Source organism: Streptomyces sp. P9-A2, from assembly GCF_036634175.1.
In the GTDB taxonomy this organism is placed as follows: Bacteria; Actinomycetota; Actinomycetes; order Streptomycetales; family Streptomycetaceae; genus Streptomyces; species Streptomyces pratens.
Genome location: NZ_JAZIFX010000001.1, coordinates 2,614,896 through 2,633,764, shown reverse-complemented (window position 1 = coordinate 2,633,764; position 18,869 = coordinate 2,614,896). Strand labels below are relative to the sequence as shown.

The 18,869-nt window shown below is 71.2% G+C and carries 12 protein-coding genes; 9 read left to right on the top strand and 3 right to left on the bottom strand.

What is annotated here, in order from left to right; translation table 11 throughout:
• The first annotated feature begins 18 nt into the window (after window positions 1-18).
• Both V4Y04_RS11965 and V4Y04_RS11960 read left to right on the top strand, forming a co-directional pair.
• Window positions 19-1,674 (top strand): CYTH and CHAD domain-containing protein, encoded by a 1,656-nt coding sequence (locus V4Y04_RS11965; protein ID WP_332427608.1) that lies wholly within the window; start codon window positions 19-21, stop codon window positions 1,672-1,674.
• Window positions 1,675-1,799: 125 nt separating this feature from the next.
• Entirely contained in the window at window positions 1,800-3,764 is a 1,965-nt protein-coding gene (locus V4Y04_RS11960; protein ID WP_332427607.1) for a TIGR03960 family B12-binding radical SAM protein, read from the top strand.
• An 87-nt stretch (window positions 3,765-3,851) separates the two neighbouring features.
• On the opposite strand, the gene V4Y04_RS11955 is transcribed toward V4Y04_RS11960, so the two are convergent.
• The 3 genes from V4Y04_RS11955 to tnpA all read right to left on the bottom strand — a co-directional run bounded on the left by V4Y04_RS11955 (window position 3,852) and on the right by tnpA (window position 6,745).
• The gene (locus V4Y04_RS11955) at window positions 3,852-4,838 is read right to left on the bottom strand and encodes an ion transporter (RefSeq protein WP_332427605.1); all 987 of its coding nucleotides are present in this window, start codon (window positions 4,836-4,838) and stop codon (window positions 3,852-3,854) included.
• Window positions 4,839-5,117: 279 nt separating this feature from the next.
• Complete coding sequence (locus tag V4Y04_RS11950; RefSeq protein WP_332427604.1) at window positions 5,118-6,326, bottom strand: RNA-guided endonuclease InsQ/TnpB family protein; 1,209 nt, start codon at window positions 6,324-6,326, stop codon at window positions 5,118-5,120.
• A complete protein-coding gene (gene tnpA, locus V4Y04_RS11945; protein ID WP_332432800.1) occupies window positions 6,323-6,745 on the bottom strand; it encodes an IS200/IS605 family transposase in 423 nt (140 codons plus the stop codon). The genes V4Y04_RS11950 and tnpA overlap by 4 nt, the downstream gene beginning before the upstream one ends.
• A 156-nt stretch (window positions 6,746-6,901) precedes the next feature.
• Here tnpA and V4Y04_RS11940 point away from each other — a divergent pair, with 156 nt between their 5' ends.
• From V4Y04_RS11940 to V4Y04_RS11910, 7 genes are all read left to right on the top strand, one after another.
• The gene (locus V4Y04_RS11940; protein WP_332427603.1) at window positions 6,902-8,026 is read left to right on the top strand and encodes a hypothetical protein; all 1,125 of its coding nucleotides are present in this window, start codon (window positions 6,902-6,904) and stop codon (window positions 8,024-8,026) included.
• Between the two features lie 48 nt (window positions 8,027-8,074).
• Window positions 8,075-8,851, top strand: coding sequence for a TIGR03936 family radical SAM-associated protein (locus V4Y04_RS11935; protein WP_332427602.1), 777 nt, complete (start codon window positions 8,075-8,077; stop codon window positions 8,849-8,851).
• A 262-nt stretch (window positions 8,852-9,113) separates the two neighbouring features.
• Window positions 9,114-13,472, top strand: coding sequence for an Rne/Rng family ribonuclease (locus V4Y04_RS11930; protein WP_332427600.1), 4,359 nt, complete (start codon window positions 9,114-9,116; stop codon window positions 13,470-13,472).
• A gap of 212 nt (window positions 13,473-13,684) precedes the next feature.
• A complete protein-coding gene (locus tag V4Y04_RS11925; RefSeq protein ID WP_332427599.1) occupies window positions 13,685-14,752 on the top strand; it encodes a glucose-1-phosphate thymidylyltransferase in 1,068 nt (355 codons plus the stop codon).
• Window positions 14,749-15,771 carry a dTDP-glucose 4,6-dehydratase gene (gene rfbB / locus V4Y04_RS11920; protein WP_332427598.1) on the top strand — a complete coding sequence of 341 codons (1,023 nt, stop codon included), beginning with the start codon at window positions 14,749-14,751 and terminating at the stop codon, window positions 15,769-15,771. Before V4Y04_RS11925 ends, rfbB begins: the two co-directional genes overlap by 4 nt.
• 160 nt (window positions 15,772-15,931) lie before the next feature.
• Complete coding sequence (gene rfbD, locus V4Y04_RS11915) at window positions 15,932-16,855, top strand: dTDP-4-dehydrorhamnose reductase (protein ID WP_332427596.1); 924 nt, start codon at window positions 15,932-15,934, stop codon at window positions 16,853-16,855.
• Entirely contained in the window at window positions 16,852-18,867 is a 2,016-nt protein-coding gene (locus V4Y04_RS11910; protein WP_332427595.1) for a glycosyltransferase, read from the top strand. The genes rfbD and V4Y04_RS11910 overlap by 4 nt, the downstream gene beginning before the upstream one ends.
• Window positions 18,868-18,869: the final 2 nt, after the last annotated feature.

Below are 18,869 nucleotides of genomic sequence, written 5' to 3'. Positions count from 1 at the left end.
GACGGGTAGATTCGGGTCATGACGGACACAAAACGAGAAATCGAGCGAAAGTACGAGTCCGGCGACAGTGGACTCCCCGATCTGACCGGCCTCCCCGGTGTCGGGTCCGTCATCGACCGGGGCGTGGCCCACCTCGACGCCGTCTACTACGACACCGTCGACGAGCGCCTCGCCGCAGCCTCCCTCACCCTCCGCAGGCGCACCGGCGGCTCCGACGCCGGCTGGCACCTGAAGTTCCCGGTGGCCCCCGGAGTACGCGACGAGATCCACGCCCCGCTCTCCGACACCGTCCCGGAGAGCCTCGCCCGGCTCGTCCGCTCCCGTGTCCGCGGCGCCGAACTGACCCCCGTGGTCCGGCTGCGCTCCGACCGGGACCTGCGCCATCTCCTCGACGCGGCCGGCCGACTCCTCGCCGAGGTCAGCGTCGACGCCGTGCACGCCGAACGCCTCACAGGCGAGGGCGGCACCGCCCGGTGGACCGAGATCGAGGTCGAACTCGCCGACGGCGGCGACCCCGCCTTCCTCGACAAGGTCGACAAACGGCTCCGCAAGGCAGGCGTCCGCCCGTCGAAGGCGCCCTCCAAACTGGCGCGAGCCCTCACCGAGACCGCACCGGCCACGGGCAAGGCCCAGGCCCAGGGCAAAGACAAGAACAAGGCAAAAGGCAAGGGCGAGGCAAAAGGCAAGGCCAAGGCCACGGGCGCCGTGACGGCCGGCCGTTACGAGGGAGCCGCCCCCGTCGACGCGGTCGCCCCGGTCGCGGCACCGAAGCAGAAACACCGCAGTCGCCCGCTCGGGAAACCCGTCACCGCCGGCGACCACGTCCTCGCCTACGTCCGCGCCCAGCGGGACGCGCTCGTCGAACTCGACCCCGCCGTACGCCAGGACGTACCCGACTCCGTACACCGCATGCGGGTCGCCACCCGCCGCCTGCGCAGCACCTTCCGCTCCTTCCGGTCCGTCCTGGACCGGGAGATCACCGACCCGATCGGCGTCGACCTGAAGTGGCTGGCCGCCGAACTCGGTCTGGACCGCGACCAGGAAGTACTCGCCGAGCGCCTGCTGTCGGCCCTGGACGAACTGCCCGACGCCCTCGTCTCCGGCCCCGTCCGCGACCGGCTGACCACCTGGGCCGAGACCGGCCACAGGGGAGCCCACAGCAAGGTCACCGCCGTCCTCGACTCCCGCCGCTACCTCACCCTGCTCGAAGCCCTCGACGCCCTGCTGGCCGATCCGCCCCTGCGGAAGAAGGCCGCGTCCAAGCCGTCCAAAACGCTCACCAAGGCCCTGCGCAAGGACCTCGGCAAGGTGTCCGGCCTCGTCACCCGGGCCCTGGACCTCCCGCCCGGCCGCGAGCGCGACGTCACCCTGCACGAGGCCCGCAAGAAGACCAAGCGCACCCGCTACGCAGCCGAAGCCTCCGGCCCGGCCCTCAAGGCTCCCGCCAAGGACCTGGTCTCGGACATGAAGGCGCTCCAGGGCCTGCTCGGCGACCACCAGGACAGCGTCATGGCCCGCCGGACCCTGCGCGAACTGTCCGCCGTTGCCCACGCGGCGGGGGAGAGCGCCTTCACCCACGGCCTGCTCTACGGACGCGAGGAACGCCGCGCGGAGATCGCCGAGGCGGCGCTCCCGGAAACCTGGACATCCATCGGGGACAGCACCGACTTCTGACACCTTCCACCGCCTCCGGCCGGCGTTCGGGGGGACCTTCCCGGCCGGGTTAGGCTGGATGGTCACCCCCGCCCCCAGCCGTCTCCGGCCGGGGAGTCCCCAGCCCCCGCACAAAGGTTCCCGAGATGCCTGCCGAAGCCGCCGAGTCTGTGTTCCCACAGCTCGAAGCTCTGCTCCCGCATGTGCAGAAGCCGATCCAGTACGTCGGCGGAGAGCTCAACTCCACGGTCAAGCCTTGGGACAGCTGTGACGTCCGCTGGGCACTCATGTACCCCGACGCGTACGAGGTCGGACTGCCCAACCAGGGCGTCATGATCCTCTATGAGGTGCTCAACGAGCAGGACGGCGTCCTCGCCGAGCGCACCTACAGCGTCTGGCCGGACCTGGAGGAGCTGATGCGCGAGCACCGCGTCCCCCAGTTCACGGTCGACAGCCACCGCCCGGTCAAGGCCTTCGACGTGTTCGGCCTGAGCTTCTCCACCGAGCTCGGCTACACCAACATGTTCACCGCCCTGGAGCTGTCCGGCATCCCGCTCGAGGCCAAGGACCGCGGCCTGGACGACCCGATCGTCATGGCCGGCGGCCACGCCGCGTTCAACCCCGAGCCGATCGCCGACTTCATCGACTGCGCCGTCCTCGGCGACGGCGAACAGGCCGTCCTGGAGGTCACCCGGATCGTCCGCGCCTGGAAGGAGGAGGGCCGCCCCGGCGGCCGCGAGGAACTCCTCTTCCGCCTGTCGAAGACCGGCGGCGTGTACGTCCCCGGTTTCTACGACGTCGAGTACCTCCCCGACGGCCGGATCGCCCGCGTCGTACCGAACAGGTCGGGCGTCCCGTGGCGCGTCTCCAAGCACACGGTCATGGATCTCGACGAGTGGCCCTACCCCAAGCAGCCCCTCGTCCCGCTCGCCGAGACGGTCCACGAACGCATGTCGGTGGAGATCTTCCGCGGCTGCACCCGCGGCTGCCGCTTCTGCCAGGCCGGCATGATCACCCGCCCGGTGCGCGAGCGCTCCATCACCGGCATCGGCGACATGGTCGAGAAGGGCCTCAAGGCCACCGGCTTCGAGGAGGTCGGCCTCCTCTCCCTCTCCTCCGCCGACCACTCGGAGATCGGCGACATCGCCAAGGGCCTCGCCGACCGCTACGAGGAAGACAAGGTCGGCCTCTCCCTCCCCTCCACCCGCGTCGACGCCTTCAACGTCGACCTGGCCAACGAACTGACCCGCAACGGCCGCCGCTCCGGCCTCACCTTCGCCCCCGAGGGCGGCTCGGAGCGCATGCGCAAGATCATCAACAAGATGGTCTCCGAGGACGACCTGATCAGGACCGTCGCCACGGCCTACGGCAACGGCTGGCGGCAGGTGAAGCTCTACTTCATGTGCGGCCTGCCCACCGAGACCGACGACGACGTCCTCCAGATCGCCGACATGGCGATGAACGTCATCCAGAAGGGCCGCGAGGTCTCCGGCTCCGGCGACATCCGCTGCACGGTCTCGATCGGCGGCTTCGTCCCCAAGCCGCACACCCCCTTCCAGTGGGCCCCGCAGCTGTCGGCCGAGGAGACGGACGCCCGCCTGACCAAGCTGCGCGACAAGATCCGCGGTGACAAGAAGTACGGCCGCTCCATCGGCTTCCGCTACCACGACGGCAAGCCCGGCATCATCGAGGGCCTCCTCTCCCGCGGCGACCGTCGCGTCGGCGCGGTCATCCGCGCGGTCTACGAGGACGGCGGCCGCTTCGACGGCTGGCGCGAGCACTTCTCCTACGACCGCTGGATGCGCTGCGCCGACAAGTCGCTGGCGCAGTTCGGCGTGGACCTCGACTGGTACACCACCCGCGAGCGCGCCTACGAGGAGGTCCTCCCCTGGGACCACCTCGACTCCGGTCTCGACAAGGACTGGCTCTGGGAGGACTGGCAGGACGCCCTCGACGAGACGGAGGTCGAGGACTGCCGCTGGACCCCGTGCTTCGACTGCGGCGTGTGTCCTCAGCTCGACACCAGTATTCAAATCGGACCAACTGGTAAGAAGTTGCTCCCGCTGACGGTGAAGAACGCGGCGTCCGCTCCCAGCGGTGCGACGTCCTGAGTCGTCGTCCCGAGCCGTTCGGTGGGCCCACTCCGGAACATCGGAGTGGGCCCACCGGCGTTCGCGGCCCGCGACGGGGGTGGGGTGTTACGGACGCGCCGGGTCGGGTGCGGGTGCGAGGGCCGGCTCGGGTGGCTGGGTGGTGAGGAGGGGCGGGAGGACGGCTTCCAGATCGTCCAAGGCCCTTCTGGCGATGGCGATGCGGGTGCGCAGGTCCACGGCGGGATCCGGGGTCGGAAGTGGCGCCGGGAACGGGGCCGGGATCGTGGTGCGGATCGGGGCAGGGGGCGAGGGGGCGTCAGGGGCGGGGGACTGCTCGCGTTCCAGTTCGCGGGCCTCCTCCAGGGAGTTGATGACGACTCCTATGAGGACGTTGACCAGGACGAACGAGGCGATCAGTACGTAGGAGGCGTAGTAGAGGATGCTCCAGCGGGAGACCTCCAGACCCGCGTGGACCGCGTCCCCGAGGCCGTCCAGGGTCATCAGCAGGAAGAGGGTGAGGGCGGCGCGGCCGAGGGAGCCGTACTGGGCCGGGTCGGCCTCGCCGAAGAAGACCCAGCCGACCATGGCGTAGACGTACAGCAGGAGCGTGCCCACCAGCAGGAAGCTGATGGTGCCGGGCAGGCTGCGGGCCACCGCCACGATGACGATGCGCAGTTGGGGCAGGAAGCGGGCGGTGCGCAGGACGCGGGCGAGGCGCAGGAGCCGCAGGACGGTGGTGTTCTCGCGGACCAGGGGCAGGAACGCGCAGGCGATGACGGCCAGGTCGAAGAGGTTCCAGGGGTCGCGGAAGAAGTCGCGGGGGCGGTCGGCGTGGGCGCAGGCGCGCACGGCTATCTCGACGGTGAAGGCGGCGAGGCAGAGGTGCTCGGCGAGACGTAACCCGTGGTGCCAGTCGCGGGCGAGTCCGCTGTAGGTCTCGGCTCCGAGCAGGAGCGCGTTGGCGATGATCAGGGCGAGGACGGACAGAGCGAACCAGCGGGCTTCGGTGAGGGCGCGGGCTCGCTGCGCCAGGACGTGCCGCGGAGACCGGGGCCGGGGCGTGGCGCCCGTGGGGGCAGGGTGGTCGTTCATCGTGCTTGTATCTGCTCCTTCGTGCCGCGCGCCATGCCCGAGGTGCGAATAAGGACGGCGGGTTCGCGCGGCGGTGACACTCCAGAGCTGATTTCTACAGCATTGTAGATTCGCGGATGCCGGATGCCGGATGCCGGATGCCGGATGCCGGATGCCGGATGCGGGGAGGGCGGCGCGTCGGTCCGGTGCCGGTGCCGGTGCATCCGAATGGCTTGCCGGGGCGTCCTCACTTGCGTGACTCCACCCACGCGTAAACGCGCGGGCTTCCTGCGTCGGTGGCTAAGCCGCCGTGCAGAGGACCAGCCCGGCCCTGTTGAGGACGTTCGTCGCGCCGACGTGGTCCGCGTTCGCCGCGAACCCGCACGCCGTGCACCGGAACCTTTCCTGGGTGACACGGTTCTCCTTCGCGACATGCCCGCACTCGGAGCACGTGCGGGAGGTGTTGCGCGCGTCCACCGGAACCGCCAGGCGACCGGCACTCTCAGCCTTGTTCGCCAGGATTCCGAGGAACTGCGCCCAACCCGCGTCGAGGATGCTGCGGTTGAGCCCGGCCTTCGCGGCAGCACCGTTCGGCAGAAAACCGCCGGGCTGCTCGGGGTCGGCCTTGGGCGCGGGGGCTTTGGTCATGCCCGCCGTGTTCAGCCGCTCGTGCGCGATCACATCGTGGCCGGCGATCAGCTTACGGGCGGTCTTGTGGTGGAAGTCGGCCCGCTGCCGCCGGATCCTGCCGTGCAGCTTGGCGACCTTCCGGGCAGCGGCGCGATGCTTCTTGGTGCGCTGCCGGGTCCGCTTCGGGAACGTCGCGAGATGCCGCTGCGCTTCGGCCAGTTCGTCGGCCATCGTCTGGAAAAAGCGCGGATTGGCGACGTGTTCGCCGTCCGAGGTGGTCAGGAAGTGGGCAACTCCCATGTCGATACCGACGATCGCCCCGGTCGGCGGCAGCTCCTCGACGGGTACGTTGTCGCAGGCGAGGACGACGTACCAGCGGTTCCCCTCGCGCTTCACCGAGATCGTCTTGACGCGGCCCTGCACGGGCCGGTGCTGGTGCACGCGGACATGCCCGATGCCTTGCAGTCGTACGCGGGTCTGCCAATCGTGCGGGGTGGAGTCCCAGCGGCAGCCGTCGCCGTCCTTCGGGAACGTGACGGTGTCGAAGTGCCCCACACCCTTGAACCTGGGGTAGCCCGGCGTCTGCCCGGCCTTGACCCGGCGGAAGAACGCCTGGAACGCCTTGTCCAGACGGCGCAGGGTGGCTTGCTGCGAGCTGAACGACCAGCGGCTCTGACGCTCCGGGTCGAACGCCCGGATGTCTTTGAGCTGAGCGGACTGGTCGCCGTAGCGGACGGTGGTCTTCGAGGCGTGCCGGTAGGCGTCGCGCCGCTCTTGGAGGGCGCCGTTGTAGAGGGAGCAGTGGTCCCGCAGCATGCCGGTGAGGGCCGCCGCCTGACCTTTGGTGGGGCGCAGGAGGAACTTGTACGCGCGGATCACGGGCCGTCCCCCTTCTTCCCCGGGCGTTCCCACTGGGTGCTGATGTACTTCTCGACCGTCGCCGCCGACACGGCACCCACCGACGCCGCGAAGTACGACGACGACCACAGCGTAGGCATTCGCGACTTCAGGTGCGGGAACTCCTCGCGAAGTACACGGGAAGTGAAGCCCTTGAACTGGTTGGCCACGTACGAGGCCGACGACTTCGGGTCGTGCTTCACGAACAGGTGGACGTGGTCGGGCATGACTTCGAGCGTCACGATCTCCCACCCCCGTTCGTCGGCCTTCTGCCGGATCAGTTCGTCCAGTCGTTCCGCGACCCGGCCACCGAGGACCGGCCGGCGGTACTTCGGGCACCACACCACGTGGAGCCCCAGGTCATACACGCCACCGGAGAATCGGCGAACCTTCCTGGTCACGGTCACGCAGTCACTATACAGGCGCCACAAGTCTAGTACGCCAGAGAGGTGGGTTCAGGTGAACAGTGCCGATCCGCGCACCCGGTTGAGGTCAGAACAGCACAGAGAAGCCATTCCCCACCCCGCTAAAGCGGGGCGTCCCCTGGCTAGGTCCTGATGGACCTGGAGAAGCTGGACGCCGAGAGGCCGGCACCGCCCGTACACCGGCATCCGTCGCGGCAGCCGGAGGTGGCGGCGGGCGAGGGATGTCTGGTGGTGGCGATCCGCCTGCCGGTGCGGATCGTCGTGTTCCTCGTGGTTCTGCCGGTGCGGCTGGTGTGGGACGCGTGTGCCGTCGCCGCGCGGTGGCTGGACCGCGCCGTGTTCCGTCCGCTCGGGCGGGCGCTGCTGTGGGCCGGGCGCGCGGTCTTCGTGTGGCCGCTGGTGGGGCTGTGGCGGTATGTCCTCGTGCCGCTCGGCAGAGCGCTCGCATGGCTCGGGAACCTGGTGGTCGTCGTGCCCGCCGGGTGGCTGTACCGGTACGTGCTCGTGCCGCTCGGGCACGCGCTGGTGTGGCTGTACACGCGCGTGCTGACGCCCTTCGGGCACGGGGTGATGTGGGTGCTGCGCGGGATCGGGTCCGTGTCCGCCGTGATCGGACTCGGGGTGTTCGCGGCCCTCTCCTGGCTCACGCGGTACCTCGTCGTCGTGCCCGGTGTGTGGCTGTACACATGGGTGCTCACGCCCGTCGGCCGCACCGTCGCTTGGTGTGCGAAAGGGCTGGCATGGCTGGTGGGCGTGCTCGTCACCGGCATCGGTACGGGGCTGTACTGGATCACCCGGATCCTGTTCGTGCTGCCCCTGCTCGCCGTATGGCGCTGGGTCCTGGTGCCGGTCGGGCGGGTGCTCGCCGTCGTCGCGCGGGAGATCTGGAACGCCCTCGGGCATGCCTGGCGGGTCGCCGGGTACGTCTCGCTCGCGGTGGGGCGGTTCCTGAAGGCCCTCTTCCGGTGGGTCGTCGTGGAACCGGTGCGCTGGGTGTACACGCGTGTGCTGACGCCGGTGGGGCACGTGGTGCGGGACGCGGTGCTGCGGCCCGCCGCCGAGGCGGCGCGTGCCGTGGGGCGGGCCGTCCGGCAGTCCCTCGCCTCCGCGCGCCTGACGCTGCGGCGGACGCGCGCCGACCTGCGACGGGTGCTGGTCGGGGAACAGCGGCCGGTACGGGGTGAGAACCGACGGGAACCTATCGGCGGTGACACGCGTACTCTTGGTAGCAGTACGACCGCACTCACGAAGGACTGAACGACACTGGGCAAGCGACAGCCCGAAGGCCCGCCGCCCGCACCCGCGGTGCAGCGCATCCGATTGCGCTACACCAAGCGCGGCCGCCTCCGGTTCACCAGCCACCGTGACTTCCAGCGTGCCTTCGAGCGCGCGTTGCGCCGTGCCGAGGTGCCGATGGCGTACTCGGCGGGGTTCACGCCGCACCCGAAGGTCTCGTACGCCAATGCCGCACCCACCGGCACGGGCAGTGAGGCGGAGTACCTCGAGATCGCGCTCACCCAGCAGCGTGATCCGGAACCGCTCAGAATGCTCCTCGACGAGTCGCTGCCCACCGGCCTCGACATCGTGGAGGCGGCAGAGGCCCGAACCCCGGGGCTCGCCGACCGGCTCACGGCCTCGGTGTGGGAGCTGCGGCTGGACGGTGTCGACGCCGAGGAGGCCCGTCGAGCGGTGGACGCCTTCAACGCGGCGGAAACCGTCGAGGTGCAGCGCCGGACGAAGAGCGGCGTCCGTACGTTCGACGCCCGTTCCGCGGTCGTGGAACTGGAGAGCGTGGAAGCACCCTCTTCACCGGCTGATAGGTCGACCGACCGGCCCTGTGCGATACTGCGGCTGGTTGTTCGGCACGTGACGCCTGCCGTTCGACCCGACGACGTCCTGTCCGGTCTCCGCGCCGTGGCCGATCTGGCGCCGCCGGTCCCCGCAGCGGTGACCAGGCTGGCGCAGGGGCTGCTCGATGAAGAGACCGGCACGGTGACCGACCCGCTCGCGCCCGACCGCGAGGCAGCAGCGACCGCGCCGCATCCGGCCGGTGCCACTGCCACCGCGACGGCGTCGGTGTAAGGAAGGTCCCGCGTAGGGACGGACGTCGTAGCGCCGCCCTCGTACCTCGGGAGCCACCTGGGTCGGGCAGCGCACCCACCACAAGACTTTCGCCAGGCCGTGCGCATTCGGTGTACGGAACCGGTGAGACAGGACACTAGAGAGCTCCCGTGCGGCGCCCGCGCCCCGGACGGCGGTAACCGCGCTTCGCGCGAACCGCGGACGTCACCGGCATCGCCGGACCAGGTGCGGCGCCCGGGAGCCTGACGGGAGAAACCCCCGCATGCTCGAACCGACCGAGCCCACAGAGGGCTCCGAACCGAACAGCCCCAGCGACACCCTGCCGCCGCGCCGTCGGCGCCGGGCCGCGTCCCGCCCCGCCGGCCCGCCCACTGCGGCCTCCGGCACAGCGGAGGAGACGACCGCCCCGGCCATACCGGCCGCCGAGCCGCTCGACGAGAACGACGAGCTCGAGGCCGCGGAAGGCACCGGAACCGACACGGCCGCAGCACCCGAGCCGACGGCGGCCCGGGCCGGGACGCAGGCCGTCGCGGACGACGCCGCTCCGCGCAGGCGCCGTCGCGTGGTGCGCCGCCCGGCCTCGTCCGCGGACGCGCCGGAAGCGGCGAACACCGCCGAGACCGTCGTACCGGCGACCGAGACCCCGGCCGTGCCGAACGCTCCGGCCGCCGAGCCCGTCGCGGACGCCGAGCCGGCCGAGCCGGCCGTGGAAGCGGCCCCGCCGCGTGCGCGCCGTCGTGCCACGCGCCGCGTGACCTCGCCGACGGCCACCGTCGCCGGGACCACCGAACCTGCCGAACCGGCACAGAGCTCCGCGGGTGCCGAGAGCACCGTGACCGCGGACAGCACGCGGGCCGCCGACGCCGCGGTTGCTTCCGGCACCGCCGCCCCCGTGGACACGGCCCCCGCGGAGGCTGCCCTCGCGGAGGCCGCCCTCGCGGACACCGCCGAGACCGCCGTCGCCGACGACGCGGCTCCCCGCCGTACCCGGCGTCGCGCCTCACGCCGTGTCTCCGCCCCCGCGACCGCCGAGGCCACCGCCTCCCCCGCCGAGGAGGCGAAGGCTCCCGTGAGCGAGACCACCGGAGAGACCTCGCAGCCCCCCGCGACATCCGAGGCGTCCGCGACATCCGAGGCGTCCGAGGCGCCCGAGGTGCCCGCCGCGGACGATGCCGCTCCGCGCCGCCGACGCCGTGCGGTCCGCAAGCCCGCCGCCGGATTCGCCGAGCCCGCCCGCCCCGCCGCAGGGTCGGCCGAAGCCGCCGAGGCCGGGACGGCGAAGCGTCCCGCACGTCCCGCGGTCGCCGTCTTCCAGGCTCCCGTGTTCACCGAGCCCCAGTTCCAGACCCCGGAGCGGGCCGCCGCCGAAGCGGCGGCCGAGGCCGTCGGCACGGTGGAGCCCGATGAGCCGGAGGAGACCGAGGAGCTGCCGGAGGAGCAGCCCGTCGCCTCCCGCCGCCGGCGCCGTCGCCGGGGCGCCGCGGACGAGACCGAGGCGGCACCGGCCGCCCGGACCGCTTCCGGCAGCACCCGTACCGAGCCCGCTGTCGACACCCGCGCCGAGGACGGGACGGACGCCGACGCGGACGTCGACGACCAGGCCGAGGACCACGCGGACGACGATCAGGACGAGCACGAGGGCCCCGGCTCCCGCCGTCGCCGTCGCCGGGGCGGCCGTCGCCGCAGGCGCGGCGAGTCCGCCGATGCCGATGCCGACGCCGAGGACGACGAGTCCGGGGGCGACGCCGAGCAGGACACCGACGACGGGTCCGCCGACGACACGGACGACACGGACGACACCGAGGAGTCGGCCGAGGACCGTGACGACACCGGCGCCGCGGGCGGCTCCAGCAGCAGCCGTCGCCGTCGCCGCAGGCGCCGCAGGGCCGGCGACGGCGGCAGCGAGGCCGAGGTCTCCGGTGACGACCCCGAGCGCACCGTCGTCAAGGTGCGCGAGCCGCGCAAGGCTTCCGAGCCGTCGGACGAGGTGCAGTCCATCAAGGGCTCCACGCGTCTGGAGGCGAAGAAGCAGCGCCGCCGGGAAGGCCGTGAGCAGGGCCGCCGACGCGTCCCGATCATCACCGAGGCCGAGTTCCTGGCCCGCCGCGAGGCCGTCGAGCGCGTCATGGTGGTCCGGCAGTACGGCGACCGTACGCAGATCGGCGTCCTGGAGGACGGCGTGCTCGTCGAGCACTACGTCAACAAGGAGCAGGCCACCTCGTACGTCGGCAACGTGTACCTCGGCAAGGTGCAGAACGTGCTGCCGTCGATGGAGGCCGCCTTCATCGACATCGGCAAGGGCCGCAACGCCGTGCTCTACGCCGGTGAGGTCAACTTCGAGGCGCTGGGCATGGCCCACGGCCCGCGCCGGATCGAGGCCGCGCTGAAGTCCGGCCAGCCGGTCCTCGCCCAGGTGACGAAGGACCCGATCGGGCACAAGGGCGCCCGTCTGACCAGCCAGGTCTCCCTCCCGGGCCGTTACCTCGTGTACGTCCCCGAGGGCTCGATGACCGGCATCAGCCGCAAGCTGCCCGACACCGAGCGGGCCCGGCTGAAGACCATTCTCAAGAAGGTCGTCCCCGAGGACGCGGGCGTCATCGTGCGCACCGCCGCCGAGGGCGCGAGCGAGGACGAGCTGCGCCGTGACGTCGAGCGGCTGCAGGGACAGTGGGAGGACATCAAGAAGAAGTCCAGGAACGGCGGCAGCTCGAACGCGCCGACGCTGCTGTACGGCGAGCCGGACATGACCGTCCGGGTCGTGCGGGACATCTTCAACGAGGACTTCTCCAAGGTCATCGTCAGTGGCGACGAGGCCTGGCAGACCATCCACGGGTATGTCGCGCATGTCGCGCCCGACCTGGCCGACCGGCTGCAGAAGTGGACCAGCGAGGTCGACGTCTTCGCCACGTACCGGATCGACGAGCAGCTCGCCAAGGCGCTCGACCGCAAGGTCTGGCTGCCCAGCGGCGGTTCGCTGGTGATCGACCGGACCGAGGCGATGATCGTCATCGACGTCAACACCGGCAAGTTCACCGGTCAGGGCGGAAACCTCGAGGAGACGGTCACCAGGAACAACCTGGAGGCGGCCGAGGAGATCGTGCGTCAGCTGCGGCTGCGCGACCTCGGCGGCATCATCGTCATCGACTTCATCGACATGGTCCTGGAGTCCAACCGGGACCTGGTGCTGCGGCGCCTCCTCGAGTGCCTGGGCCGGGACCGTACGAAGCACCAGGTCGCCGAGGTGACCTCGCTGGGCCTGGTGCAGATGACCCGCAAGCGGGTCGGCCAGGGTTTGCTGGAGTCGTTCTCGGAGACCTGCGTCCACTGCAACGGGCGCGGTGTCATCGTCCACCTGGACCAGCCCACCTCCGCCGGAGGCGGCGGCAAGCGCAGGAAGCGGCCGCGGGCCGAGGAGCACCTCCACGAGCACGAGGCCGACGTCGTCCCGACGGCGGAGCAGGAGCAGGAGCAGGAGCAGGAGGCGGAAGCGGAGCCGGAGACGGAGGCCGAGGTCGCCGCCGAGGCCGCCGAGCCGGTCGCGCTCCCGGCCCTCGAGTACACCCCCGACGAGGAGCTGTACAGCAGCGCCGCCGAGGCGGAGGCCGCGGCCACCCGTGGACGCGGCCGTCGCAGGGTGAGCCGGAGGGCCTCGGCCCCGGCCGGCGCCCCGAGGCGCGAGGAGCGCCGTCGCGAGCAGGCCACCGCCGAGACCACGGGCGGCGCGGCCACGGCCGAGGAGCCTTCGGTCCAGGCGTCGACGGTCCAGGCGCCGACGGCCCAGGACACGACGGCCGCACAGGAAGCCGCGCGTCCGGTGCGGCCGGAGTCGGCCGCCGAGGCGCACGCCGCACCGGCCGCCGCCGAGGACCCGGTCGTCGAGGCCCCTGCCGAAACCCCGGCTGAGGCACCCGCCGCCGAGGAGGCCGCTCCTCAGGGCCGTACGCGCCGCAGGGCCACCCGCAAGGTGTCCGCTCCGGCCGGTTCCCCGGCGGGCGCCGAGGCCGCGGTGGTGACGGTCACGGAGACCGTTCCCACGGCCGTCCCGTCGGAGCCCGAGCAGGCGTCCGAGCCGGTGGCCGCGCAGTCCCCGGCCGAGCCGGCGGAGTCGCCCGAGCCGGTGGCCGAGACCGCCGCGCCGCCGCGCCCGCGCCGCCGCGCGGTGCGCAAGTCGACCGTGTCCACCACCGCGTCCGAGGAGGCGGCCGTCGTGGTCGTCCCGTCGGCCACGGCGGACGAGGCTGACGAGGCGGGGGCCGCCACGGAGGAGGCGCCCGTCGGGGAAGCAGCCGACGCGACGGCTCAGGCCGGGAAGGCCGCCCGCACGGTGGCGAAGAAGGCCACGGTGAAGAAGGCCGCCACGAAGAAGACGGCGGCCACCAAGGCCACCGCCACCAAGGCCACCGCCACCAAGGCCACCGCCAAGAAGGCGACGGCGAAGAAGGCGACCGCGGCCAAGACGACCGCGGCCAAGACGACCGCGGCCAAGACGACTGCCGCCAAGGCTGCCGCGAAGAAGACGGTGGCGAAGAAGACGACGGTGAGGAAGACCGCGGCGAAGAAGACCGCGGCGGCCGAACAGCAGTCTTCGCCGTCCGTGTCGAGCACCACCGACGGGGAGTGACGTCGACCGTACGAGGATGGTGATCCGCCCCCGGCCTCGCCGGGGGCGGATTGCTTTTGTCCCGGACCTCGGCTGTCACACAAGAATCGAATGGGTGAATGGCCGACGAATCGAAGATCTCGCGTCAGAGATATAATACGACTTAAGAATAGCGTTAAATTTGGACAAGTGAGAACTTTTCCCTGCGTAAGCAGAGTATTGGGGCATAAGAAGTGAAGGCTCTCGTGCTGTCCGGGGGAGCGGGGACCCGTCTCCGTCCCATCACCCACACCTCGGCCAAGCAGCTGGTGCCCGTCGCCAACAAGCCTGTGCTCTTCTACGGCCTGGAAGCACTCGCCGAAGCCGGGATCAGTGAGGTCGGGATCATCGTCGGTGACACCGCGGACGAGATCCGTGAAGCGGTGGGGGACGGCTCCCGCTTCGGGATCGAGGCCATCTACATCCCCCAGGAAGCCCCCCTGGGGTTGGCGCACGCCGTGCTCATCGCCCAGGACTTCCTCGGCGACGACGACTTCGTCATGTATCTCGGCGACAACTTCATCGTCGGTGGCATCACCGGACTGGTGGAGGAGTTCAGGGCCGAGCGGCCCGACGCGCAGATCCTGCTGACCAAGGTCCCCGACCCCACCTCCTTCGGCGTCGCCGAACTCGGCGGCGACGGCCGGGTGGTGAATCTGGAGGAGAAGCCGAAGCAGCCGAAGAGCGATCTGGCTCTCGTCGGCGTCTACCTGTTCACCCCGGCCGTACACGAGGCGGTCCGCTCCATCGAGCCCTCCTGGCGCGGTGAGCTGGAGATCACGCACGCCATCCAGTGGCTGATCGACGAGAAGCGGGACGTCCGCTCCACCACGATCTCCGGATACTGGAAGGACACCGGCAACGTCACCGACATGCTGGAGGTCAACCGGTCCGTCCTGGAGACCCTGGAGCCGCACAACGCGGGCGTGGTGGACGAGGCCAGCGAGATCATCGGCCGGGTGCGCATCGAGGAGGGCGCGCGCGTCAGCGGAAGCCGGATCGTCGGGCCCGCGGTCATCGGCGCGGGTACGGTGGTCAACGACGCGTACGTCGGCCCTTTCACCTCGGTGTCCGAGGGGTGTCGGATCGAGGACAGCGAGATCGAGTACTCCATCGTTCTGCGGGGCTCGTCCGTGACCGGTGTGCGCCGGGTGGAGGCCTCGCTCATCGGGCGCGATGTCGAGGTCACGCCCGCTCCCCGTAACCCCAAGGCCCACCGGCTCGTGCTCGGTGATCACAGCAAGGTGCAGATCTCCTCATGACGGCCCCCTCTTCCCAAGCCTCCCCGGCCCGCCCGACCCGGATCCTGGTGACCGGCGGTGCCGGCTTCATCGGCTCGCACTACGTCCGTACGCTGCTCGGCCCCCAGGGCCCCGGTGACGTCGCGATCACCGTCCTGGACAAACTGACGTACGCGGGCAACCCGGCCAACCTCGACGAGGTCCGTGATCACCCCGGGTTCGCCTTCGTGCGGGGCGACATCTGCGACCCGGAGCTGGTCGGCAAGCTGATGGCAGAACACGACCAGGTGGTGCACTTCGCCGCCGAGTCGCATGTCGACCGATCCATCGACGGCGGCGCGGAGTTCGTCCGCACGAACGTGGTCGGCACCCACACGCTCATCGACGCCGCGCACCGGACCGGCATCAAGACCTTCGTGCACATCTCCACCGACGAGGTCTACGGCTCGATCGACGAGGGTTCCTGGCCCGAGACCCACCCGCTGCAGCCCAACTCGCCCTACTCCTCGGCGAAGGCCTCCAGCGACCTGATCGCACTGTCCTACCACCGCACCCACGGCCTGGACGTCCGCGTCACCCGCTGCTCCAACAACTACGGACACCACCACTTCCCCGAGAAGGTCATCCCGCTCTTCGTCACCAACCTCCTCGACGGCAGGAAGGTCCCGCTGTACGGCGACGGCGGCAACGTCCGCGACTGGCTGCACATCGACGACCACGTCCAGGGCATCGAACTGGTCCGCGCCAAGGGCCGCGCGGGCGAGGCCTACAACATCGGCGGCGGCACCGAACTCTCCAACAAGGAACTCACCGGGCTGCTGCTGGAGGCGTGCGGCGCCGACTGGGAGACCAGCGTGGAGTACGTCGAGGACCGCAAGGGCCACGACCGCCGCTACTCCGTCGACTGCACGAAGATCCGCGAAGAGCTGGGCTACGAGCCGCGCAAGGACTTCCGCGAGGGCCTCGCCGAAACCGTCCAGTGGTACCGGGACAACCGCGCCTGGTGGGAGCCGTTGAAGGAGCGGGCGGCGCTGAGCTGACGCGCCTTCACCCCCTGCGGGCCGGGGTCCGCCCTCGCCCCGGGCCCCCACCTTCTGCGGGCCCGGGACAAGCCCCGGGCCCGCTCAGGCATATCCGCGCGCGGCCCGGCCCCCGGCGGCGGCCCGCGCCATCCGGCACAGAGGACAAGAGGGAAGAGGGATGAACCCGATGAAGGAACAGGCCGACGCTCCGGCCGGCTGGCTGGTCACCGGGGCGGGCGGCATGCTCGGCCAGGACGTGCTGGCCCGGCTGGCCGCGGCGGGTGAGCAGGCCACCCCCCTCGACCGGACGGCGCTGGACCTCACGGACGCCGACGCCGTGCGGCGGACGCTTCAGCGCCACCGGCCCGCCGTGGTCGTCAACTGCGCGGCCTGGACCGCCGTGGACGACGCCGAGACCCACGAGGCCGAGGCGCTCGCGATCAACGGTGACGGCCCGGCCCATCTCGCCGACGCCTGCGCCCGCGCCGGCGCCGTCCTGCTCCACGTCTCCACCGACTACGTCTTCGCCGGCGACGCCACCACGCCGTACGCCGAGAACGCCCCCACCGCCCCGCGCAGCGCCTACGGCCGCACCAAGCTCGCCGGTGAGCAGGCCGTCCTGAAGACCCTCCCGGACAGCGGCTACGTCGTCCGCACCGCCTGGCTGTACGGCACGGGCGGCCCCAACTTCGTCCGCACCATGATCGGTCTGGAGGGCCGGCGCGAGACCCTGGACGTCGTGGACGACCAGCGCGGCCAGCCCACCTGGAGCGCCGACCTGGCCGGTCTGCTGCTCGAGCTGGGGCGCGGAGCCCTGGCCGGTACCGCCCCGGCGGGGATCTACCACGGCACCGCCTCCGGCGAGACCACCTGGTACGGCTTCACCCGCGAGATCTTCCGCCTGCTCGGCGCCGACCCGGACCGGGTCCGTCCCACCACCAGCGAGGCGTTCGTCCGCCCCGCCCCCCGCCCGGCCTACAGCGTGCTCGGCCACGAGCGCCTCGCCGCCGCCGGCATCGAGCCGCCGCGTGACTGGCGCGCGGCCCTCACCGAGGCGTTCCCGGAGATCCACCGGGTCCACGAGAAGGAGAACCCGGCGTGACAGTCAAGGTCAGCGTCGTCATCGCGGTCTACAACCCGGGCAAGTACGTGGAGGACTGCATCACTGGCCTGCTGCGGCAGAGCCTGACCCCCGACGAGTTCGAGGTCCTCTTCGTCGACGACGGTTCCACCGACGAGACTCCCGCCCGGCTGGACCGGCTGGCAGCCGAACACCCCCACATCCACGTCATCCACCAGGAGGCCTCCGGCTGGTCCGGCAAGCCCCGCAACACCGGCATCGACGCGGCCAGGGGCGAGTACATCATGTTCGCCGACCACGACGACTGGCTCGGCGACGAGGCCCTGGAGCGGATGTACGACTACGGCAGGGCGAACGACGCCGACGTGGTCGTGGGAAAGATGGCGGGCATCGGCCGCCCGGTCCCGCAGGAGCTGTTCCGGGTCAACCGGCCGCGCGCGACGGTGGAGAACGCGCCTCTGATCGACAGTCTCACCCCGCACAAGATGTTCCGGCGGGAGTTCCTCGCACAGCACACCATGCGATTCAAGGAGGGCCGCCGCCGGCTGGAGGACCACGTCTTCGTCGTCGAGGCCTATCTGCGGGCCGAGAGCGTCGCCGTCCTCGGCGACTACCTGTGCTACTACCACATCACCCGCGACGACGGCTCCAACGCCGGCTTCCAGCGCTTCGACCCGGCCGGTTACTTCAACAACCTTCGTGAGGCCCTCGACGTGGTCGAGGAGCTCACCGAGCCCGGCCCGCTGCGCGACAAGCTGTTCAGCCGCTGGCTACGCGTCGAGATGGTCGAGCGGCTGCGCGGCGACCGGCTGCTCAAGCTCCCCGAGGACTACGCCGAGGAGCTGTACCGCGAGATCCGGGGTGTGGTCACCGAGCGTTTCGGCCCGGGCGTGTTCGCCAGGGTCGCCCCCACGCAGCGGGTGGTGGCCGGACTGATCGCCGCCGGTCACTACGAGGACATCCGCGCCCTCGCCCACTGGGAGGCCGGGATCAGGCCCACCGGCACCCTGGACTCCCTGGTCTGGGAGGGCGGCGTCCTGAACATCGGATTCACCTCCGAGTACCAGATCGACGGCGAGCCGATGACCTTCCGCCGGGAGGGCGAGGGGGAGGGCGAGCACGACCTGCTCGGCCTGCCGCTGTCCGACAAGGCGCTCGAGGCGCTGGCCGGTCAGGGCGTCACCCTGGCCGCCCCGGTCGACAAGAGCGACGTGGACCTGGTGGTCCGGCACCGCGAGAACGCCGTGCAGTACTACCTCCCGGTCGAGTGCGAACGGCACCGCCTGGACGCGGAGGCCGGCTCCTTCCGCCAGCGGATCACCGCGCGCGCCGTTCTCGACCCGGAGACCGCGGCCGCGGGCAAGCCCCTGGACAAGGGCATCTGGGACCTGCACCTGCGCATCAAGTCCTGCGGCTGGAGCAAGGAGACCCGGCTCGGCGCGGTACGCGGCGAGGACGCGGAGGCCGGACGGCTGGCCGCGCTCACCGGTGAGCCGAGGCGGCTGGTCCTGCCGTACTGGACCGACGGGCCGGGCAACCTCTCCCTCGACGTCGACCAGCACACCAACAAGCTGGAGCGCGAGGCGGTGGCCCTGATGGACCCGGCCGGGGCCGTGGTCGAGGGCTCCGCCGTACGGCTGCCGCTGCCGCTGCACGTCGCGGCGGACACCGGGAACCCGGTGCAGCTCCGCTTCGAGCGCAAGAACGTGGGCAAGTTCCCGGCCGACGCCGAGGTGTCCGGCCGCACCGTGAGCGCCACGCTGCCGCTGGAGAAGCTCACCGGGAAGCGCTGGGCCGTCCGGATCGGCGTGCCGTCCGCCGGCCGCGGCGAGGCGAAATGGACCCGGCTCCCGGTCGACGTGGTGGTCTCCGCCGACGGCACCGCCCGGGTGATCGACCGGCACACCCCGCCGGCCGCGCCCGCCCCGGGGAAGCCGGACCCGGTGCCGTCCGCGCCGTCCCGCCCCCTGTGGCGTCGGGCCGCCGGGCGTATCAAGCGTTCACTGACGAACCAGCAGCAGAAGAAGAACTGAGG

Coding starts and splice junctions, on each gene's coding strand:
- V4Y04_RS11965 (WP_332427608.1), top strand. CDS start 19: ATGACGGACACAAAACGAGAAATCGAGCGAAAGTACGAGTCCGGCGAC.
- V4Y04_RS11960 (WP_332427607.1), top strand. CDS start 1,800: ATGCCTGCCGAAGCCGCCGAGTCTGTGTTCCCACAGCTCGAAGCTCTG.
- V4Y04_RS11955 (WP_332427605.1), bottom strand. CDS start 4,838: ATGAACGACCACCCTGCCCCCACGGGCGCCACGCCCCGGCCCCGGTCT.
- V4Y04_RS11940 (WP_332427603.1), top strand. CDS start 6,902: ATGGACCTGGAGAAGCTGGACGCCGAGAGGCCGGCACCGCCCGTACAC.
- V4Y04_RS11930 (WP_332427600.1), top strand. CDS start 9,114: ATGCTCGAACCGACCGAGCCCACAGAGGGCTCCGAACCGAACAGCCCC.
- rfbB (WP_332427598.1), top strand. CDS start 14,749: ATGACGGCCCCCTCTTCCCAAGCCTCCCCGGCCCGCCCGACCCGGATC.
- rfbD (WP_332427596.1), top strand. CDS start 15,932: ATGAACCCGATGAAGGAACAGGCCGACGCTCCGGCCGGCTGGCTGGTC.